The sequence below is a fragment of the Pseudomonas sp. YNh genome, assembly GCF_037993085.1.
Classification (GTDB): Bacteria; Pseudomonadota; Gammaproteobacteria; order Pseudomonadales; family Pseudomonadaceae; genus Aquipseudomonas; species Aquipseudomonas putida.
In genome coordinates, this window is record NZ_JBBMRJ010000008.1 from 242,626 (window position 1) to 249,540 (window position 6,915).

Genomic DNA, 6,915 nt, shown 5'->3' on the forward strand with positions numbered 1-6,915 from the left:
CTCCTTATACCCTGATCACGCTCATCCCTAACCGCCGCGTCAGCGGGCGACCGTGAGCGCCTGGGTTTACTATGCCCCTGCGCTTCGGTCGCGACAAGCCATCATTGCGCTACTAGCCAATCGTGCGCTGCATGCGCACAAAGCACGCGTCCTCACCCATTTCGACAAAGCCGTGGCGCTGGTACAACCCGCGCGCCGGGTTGCTGCGAAACACCATCAGCCTCAGCAACGGCAGGCGCCGTTGCCCGGCCCACAGCGCCAGCTCCTCCAACACCCAGCTGCCGACACCGCGCCCGCGATGCTCGGGCAACAGGTGCAACTCGCGGATAAACAGTGCCTGGCGGTCCTGGCTGAGGCTGCAGAAACCCAACAGGCTGTCGCCTCCGCTAACCAGCCACTGCTCGCGCCAACCCCAGGCCTGGTCGAAGGCGTCCTCGATCCAGAGCAGGTCAAATTCACGGTAATACGGCAGCATGGCGCGCCGCGTGAGGTCGCGGGCGAACGTACGGTGACTGTCGTTGGCGGGAATCAAATGTAGCGGCATCGCACAATGGGCTCTGGAGTTGGGCAGGGCCGGCCTCATCGCCGGCGAGCCAGCTCCCACAGGTCCAGTACTGGCTTCAAGGCCATCTGTGTGCCTGTGGGAGCTGGCTTGCCGGCAATGAGGCCGGTGCGGCAAATATCACTCACTGGGCATAGCATACGGGTGAACTGCCAGGCCCATGCCGGTCCAGTTCGCTTTCCAGCCATTCGGCCAGCACCCGGGCGTTATTGTGCTCGGTGTCCTTGCCTGCATAAAGCAGGGTTATCGACCCCTTTCCGGCCAAGTCCAGCAGGGGGTACCAATGCTCTGGATGGGCAGCCAATTCTTGCTGGTAGCGCTGGGTAAAACCGGTAAAGTCCACCGCCCCTTGGTGAAACGCCTTGCGCAATTCATTGGAGGGTGCCACTTCGCGCAACCACTGCCCGTGCAGGTTTTCCTTGCGCAGGTTGCGCGGCCATAGGCGGTCTACCAGCACACGCTGGCCATCGTCGGCTGCGGCTGCATCGTAGACACGCTTGCAGCGGATCATGGGTTTCTCCTGTTTTTACCGTCTGTCTTGAGCCTAGATAATTCATTGATCGAGGTCACGGTCGGGTTGCGAATTGTTTCTATGCTCAAGGCCTTCGGCAACTTGCCCAACGCCAACCGGAGCCATCATGGCAACCCCGTCACTGGCCAGCCAGCCGCACCTGGCCCAGCGCGACGCCCGCCCGCAGCTTGCCCACAAGCCTGGGCGCGCCACCCTCGTGTTGTTCTTCGGCCTGCTGCTGGCCGGTATCGCCTACACCGCCTGGAGCCTGAAGCAGGATGTAAACGCCAGCGGCACGGTGATCACCACAGTCACGCCGTTTCTGTTGTTGGGCCTGGCACTGTTGATTGCCCTGGGCTTCGAATTCGTCAATGGCTTCCACGACACCGCCAACGCGGTGGCCACCGTGATCTACACCAACGCGCTGCCGGCACCGGTCGCAGTGGTGTGGTCCGGGCTGTGCAACTTCCTCGGTGTGCTGCTCTCCAGTGGCGCAGTGGCATTCGGCATCATCGCCCTGCTGCCGGTGGAACTGATTCTACAGGTGGGCTCCTCGGCCGGCTTTGCAATGGTCTTTGCCCTGCTGCTGGCGGCGATCATCTGGAACCTCGGTACCTGGTGGCTGGGGCTGCCGGCGTCATCCTCGCACACCCTGATCGGCTCGATCATCGGTGTGGGTGTGGCCAATGCCCTGATGCATGGGCGTGACGGCACCAGCGGCGTGGACTGGGCCCAGGCCAGCAAGGTGGGCTACGCCTTGCTGTTCTCCCCCCTGATCGGCTTTGCCTGCGCCGCCCTGTTGTTGCTCGCCCTTCGAGCACTGGTGAAGCGTCAAGCGCTATACCAGGCGCCGCAAGGCCAGACACCGCCGCCCTGGTGGATTCGTGGCGTACTGATCCTGACGTGCACCGGGGTGTCCTTCGCCCATGGTTCCAACGACGGCCAGAAAGGCATGGGCCTGATCATGTTGATTCTGGTCGGCACCCTGCCAATGGCGTATGCGTTGAACAAGACCATGCCCAATGAGCAGGCCCTGCAGTTTTCCGCCGTCGCCGAAGTGACCCGCCAGGCGCTGGTGCGAAGCAACCCGCAAGCGCCTCCGGCCGACCCACGCCAGACGCTGACCGCATTCATTGGCGAACCCAAGGCCAGCCCGCAACTGGTACCGGCGCTGGCCGCGCTGACCGGGATGATCGGTGAAGAGGTCAAAGGCTACGGCTCACTCAAGCGCATACCCGCCGAAGCCATGGCCAACGTACGCAATGACATGTACCTGACCAGCGAAGCCATTCGCCTGATCGAGAAAAACCGTTTGGTGGCATTCGACGCCGACACCCACAGCCATGTGCAACTGTTCAAGACCCAACTGGACGACGCCACCCGCTACATTCCCCTGTGGGTCAAGGTGGCCGTGGCCATCGCGCTGGGGCTGGGGACCATGGTTGGCTGGCGGCGCATCGTGGTGACCGTGGGCGAGAAGATCGGCAAGACCCACCTGAGCTATGCCCAAGGCGCCTCGGCGGAGGTCGTTGCCATGTGCACCATTGGCGCAGCGGACCTGTTCGGGTTGCCAGTTTCGACCACCCACGTGCTGAGCTCGGGGGTGGCGGGGACCATGGTGGCGAATGGGTCGGGGATTCAGAAGCGCACGCTGTTCAACTTGCTGATGGCCTGGGTGCTGACCCTGCCGGCGGCGATGCTGTTGGCTGGCAGCCTGTACTGGTTGCTGAGCCACATTTTCTAAACCTGTACTGCGCCCTTTGTAGAAGCGGCCCTTTCGCGGCACAAGGCCGCTCCTACAGGGAGCGGTGTACGTGACCGGTTCGGCGTTATCAGCTCGGGATTTTCAGGCCGCGCTGCACCGCCGGCCGTTCGAGGAACGTCGCCAGCACCCGCTGCACTTCCTTGAACTGGTCAAAGCCCACCAACTCACGGGCGTTGTAGCGATCCACCAAATTGCGCACCCAGGGGAAGATGGCGATGTCGGCAATACTGTACTCGTCCACCATCCACTCCCGGCCTTTCAAGTGCCGGTCCAGCACACCCAGCAGCCGCTTGGACTCGTTGACATAACGGTCACGCGGACGCTTGTCTTCATAGTCCTTGCCAGCAAAGAAATGGAAGAACCCGACCTGGCCGAACATCGGCCCGATACCGCCCATCTGGAACATCAGCCACTGCAGGGTCTGGTAACGCTGTGCAGGCTCCTGGCTGAGCAGTTGCCCACTTTTCTCCGCCAGGTACTGCAAGATCGCCCCTGACTCAAACAGCGGCAACGGCTGCCCGCCCGGGCCGTTGGGGTCCAGGATGGCCGGTATCTTGTTGTTGGCGCTGAGCGAGATGAATTCAGGGCTCAACTGGTCATCGTTGTCGAAGCTGACCTTGTGCGCCTCGTAGGCCAGGCCGATTTCTTCGAGCATGATCGACACCTTGACGCCGTTGGGCGTCGGCAGCGAGTACAGCTGCAGCCGTTCGGGGTTTTTGGCGGGCCACTTGCGGGTAACAGGGAAAGCACTGAGATCGGTCATGATCAACCTTGCCTGGGGAATGGACCTGTCACTCTAGAGACATCCCCGGCCGCTGACCATCACCGACCACTCATCAGCCCGGGTCACTCAAGCCTGGCCGTGGGCCTTGAGCTTGAGCTTTTCGGTATCGACACGGACGAACACCGAGTCGGCGGTCACGGTCAGCACATCCTCGGCCCAGACTTCGCAAAGCACCCGGCTCTTGCGCCCCACTTCCCCTTCCACTCGGGCCTTGAGCAAAAGTTCGACGCCCATCGGCGTGGGTTTCAGGTAGGTCAGGTTAAGTGTGCCGGTAACGCAGTCGATACGCGGCAGGCTGCCCGGCTCGCGGCCTTCGTTGCGGTAGTGGTAGGCCATGGCCGTCCAGTTGGAATGGCAATCGACCAGCATCGCCAGCAGGCCACCGTAGACCAGGCCAGGCCAGCCGATAAAGGTGCTGTCGGGTGCATGGCGGCATACCAGGTGGATGCCATCGGTGTCCCAGTGGCTTTGCAGGTGCAGGCCACTGGGGTGGGAACAACCGCAGCCGTAGCAGGTGCCTTCCGGCGCCGCGAGGGCCTGAAGGGAAAGTGGGTGGTCAGTCATACGCTTCCTGTGCTTGTTGGAATGGGGGCGCGCAACGCCCCCATTAAAGCAGATACATCAGGCCGTCTGGGCAACCACCTTGGCATGCCGCTGGGTCAGCGAAACCAGCAGGATGAACGCAGTCACCCCAGCGGTCATCAGCGTTTCATAGCGGTAGGCATCGCTGAACAGCATGTAGCCCAGCACCATGACGATGGTGCCGATCACCAGCCAGGTCAGCCATGGGAACAGCCACATCTTCAGCTCCAGCGGGCGCCCTTCACGGTCGGCGCGGGCACGCATGCGCAGCTGCGACACGGCAATCACCAAATACACCAGCAAGGCGATGGCGCCGGTGGTGGACAGCAAGAAGCCGAAGACCTTACCCGGGAACACATAGTTGACCAGGCACCCGGCAAAACCGGCCAGCGTCGAGAAGATGACCGCCACGGTCGGCACGCCCGAACCGGAGATACGCTTGGTCATGCTCAGTGCCTGGCCGCGGGCGCCCAGCGAATAGAGCATGCGTGACGCGGTGTACAAGCCCGAGTTCATGCAGCTGGTCACCGCCACCAGTACCACCAGGTCGACCAGCAGCTTGGCGCCCGGCACGTTCAGCACTTCCAGCACGCGCTGGAACGAACCGACCGCTTTCAGCGCGGGGTCGTTCCAGGCTACCAGCGACACCACCAGGAAGATCGACGCCAGGTAGAAGATGGCAATGCGGTACACCACCAGGTTGGTGGCACGGCGGATCTTGTCTTTCGGGTTGGCGGTTTCGTCAGCGGCAATGGTGACGATTTCGGCGCCGAAGAACGAGAAGATGGTGATCAGCACGCCACCGAGCACAGTGCCGAACCCATTGGGCATGAAGCCGCCGTTTTCCCACAGCCGGCTGACCCCGGACACCTCGGCCAGCGGCCAGAAGCCGAATACCGCCAGGCTGCAGACCACGATGAAGGCGATGATCGCCACCACCTTGACCAGCGCGAACCAGTACTCGAAGGCACCGAAGTTCTTCACGCTGATCAGGTTGGTACCCGACAGCACCAGCATGATGAGGAAGGCGAACAACCAGGACGGTACGCCTGGGAAGTAAGCATGCAGGATGTCGGCGCCGGCAATCGCCTCGACCGGAATGATCAGCACCCAGAACCACCAGTACAACCAGCCGATGGTAAAGCCTGCCCAAGGGCCGATTGCCTCGGAGGCATAGGTGGAGAACGACCCGCTGTTAGGGTTGGCGATGGCCATTTCGCCCAGCATGCGCATCACCAGCAATACCAGCAGGCCGGTCATGGCGTAGGAAATGAGGATGGCCGGGCCGGCGGTGGCGATGGCGTTCGACGAGCCAATGAACAGGCCGGCGCCGATGATGCCGGCAATGGAGATCATGGAAACCTGACGGGAGGTCAGGCCGTGCTGCAGGGAACGCTGTTTCTTGTTGTCTTGCGAAGCCATGAAGAACCCTCGAATGGGTCGGCCGCTTTGAGGCGGCTGAAGGTCGGAGCAGAATTCTTGTAAATTTCTGATAGTCGTTTTTGTTGTTTTGCAGATGCCGGAAGCGGGTACAGACCTCCTCTTCACATGACCGGTTGTAATCGTTGATCCAGGTCAGTATTAATCTATAGGCCGGGGTCAACAAACGACCTTTTCGAACCACATGATTCCTCTTTGGAATGAACTCCTTCCTTTTTTGCTCGGTATTTGCCTGTCATGTCCAAACGCCTGATGCCTTCGACCACCGCCCTTCAGTGCTTCGAAGCGGCCGCCCGCCACCTCAGCTTCACCCGCGCGGCCCAGGAACTGCACCTGACCCAGAGCGCCGTCAGCAAGCAGGTCGCGCAGCTCGAAGACATGCTTTCGCACTCGCTGTTCCAGCGCATTCGCCGGCGCCTGCACCTGACACCGGCCGGCGCGCTGTACCTCACCGAAGTGAACAAGATCCTCACCCAGATCGATATTTCCAGCCGCTACATCCTCAGCTACGGCGACGAAACCGAAGTACTGCGCATCGCCACCCAGCCCACCTTTGGTGCGCGCTGGCTGGTGCCCAAACTCAAGGGTTTCGGCGATCGCTACCCCCGTATCCACCTGGATGTGCGCAACGAACTGGAGCCATTCGACCTGGTGCAGGCCAAGGCCGACGTGGCCTTTTTCTTCGGCCAGGGCACTTGGCCGGGGGCAACCTGCATCGAGCTGTTCAGCGAAGAAGTGGTGCCGGTGTGCAGCCCGCAGTTGCTGGCCAACCACCCCTTTGAAAGCGCCCAGGCGCTGACCGAGCACCGCCTGTTGCAGTGCGTGTCACGGCCGGAGGCCTGGCATGAATGGTTCCTGGGGTTGGGGCTGCACAGCCAGAACAGCTACCACGGGCCGCGTTTCGACACGTTTTACCTGTGCATTCGCGCGGCGATTGCCGGCTGCGGTATCGCCCTGATTCCGCGCTACCTGGTGGCCGAGGAGCTGAGCGAGGGCAAGCTGGTGGTGGCCTGGAACCATCCGGTGGCGAGCAATGGCCGGCACTTCATTGCCCATGCCGAGCATGCCGCCGAAGTGCCCAAGATCAGGGCCTTTGTACAGTGGATTTGCGAGCGGGTGGCTGAGGGGGACTGATTTGACCTGTGCCGGCCTCTTCGCGGGCTTGCCCGCTCCCACAGGACCACCACAGCTTCGAACAATGTGCTTAACCTGTGGGAGATTCTATGGTTTTCAGCAAGGCGCTTTCCCACCCTTGGTGACATATTCGTCCT

The 6,915-nt window shown here is 61.8% G+C and carries 7 protein-coding genes; 2 read left to right on the top strand and 5 right to left on the bottom strand.

All coding sequences use genetic code 11. The annotated features are described in order from the left end of the window. Positions 1 to 112 precede the first annotated feature (112 nt). Both WF331_RS11385 and WF331_RS11390 read right to left on the bottom strand, forming a co-directional pair. Positions 113 to 544 carry a GNAT family N-acetyltransferase gene (locus tag WF331_RS11385; protein ID WP_016498766.1) on the bottom strand — a complete coding sequence of 144 codons (432 nt, stop codon included), beginning with the start codon at positions 542 to 544 and terminating at the stop codon, positions 113 to 115. Positions 545 to 686: 142 nt separating this feature from the next. After that, positions 687 to 1,073: a DUF488 domain-containing protein gene (locus WF331_RS11390; RefSeq protein ID WP_016498765.1), complete on the bottom strand. Its 387-nt coding sequence runs from the start codon at positions 1,071 to 1,073 to the stop codon at positions 687 to 689. 127 nt (positions 1,074 to 1,200) lie between these two features. On the opposite strand from WF331_RS11390, the gene WF331_RS11395 reads away from it, so the two are divergent. Then, positions 1,201 to 2,817, top strand: coding sequence for an inorganic phosphate transporter (locus WF331_RS11395; protein WP_340622924.1), 1,617 nt, complete (start codon positions 1,201 to 1,203; stop codon positions 2,815 to 2,817). A gap of 88 nt (positions 2,818 to 2,905) precedes the next feature. Here the strand turns inward: WF331_RS11395 and WF331_RS11400 are convergent, their stop codons facing one another. From WF331_RS11400 to WF331_RS11410, 3 genes are all read right to left on the bottom strand, one after another. After that, a complete protein-coding gene (locus WF331_RS11400) occupies positions 2,906 to 3,601 on the bottom strand; it encodes a glutathione S-transferase N-terminal domain-containing protein (protein ID WP_174370017.1) in 696 nt (231 codons plus the stop codon). An 87-nt stretch (positions 3,602 to 3,688) separates the two neighbouring features. Next, a complete protein-coding gene (locus WF331_RS11405; protein WP_151326180.1) occupies positions 3,689 to 4,186 on the bottom strand; it encodes a PaaI family thioesterase in 498 nt (165 codons plus the stop codon). Positions 4,187 to 4,243: 57 nt separating this feature from the next. Then, the gene (locus WF331_RS11410) at positions 4,244 to 5,626 is read right to left on the bottom strand and encodes an amino acid permease (protein WP_016498761.1); all 1,383 of its coding nucleotides are present in this window, start codon (positions 5,624 to 5,626) and stop codon (positions 4,244 to 4,246) included. Between the two features lie 255 nt (positions 5,627 to 5,881). Between WF331_RS11410 and gcvA the strand changes: the two genes are divergently transcribed. Further along, entirely contained in the window at positions 5,882 to 6,778 is an 897-nt protein-coding gene (gene gcvA, locus WF331_RS11415) for a transcriptional regulator GcvA (protein WP_016498760.1), read from the top strand. Positions 6,779 to 6,915: the final 137 nt, after the last annotated feature.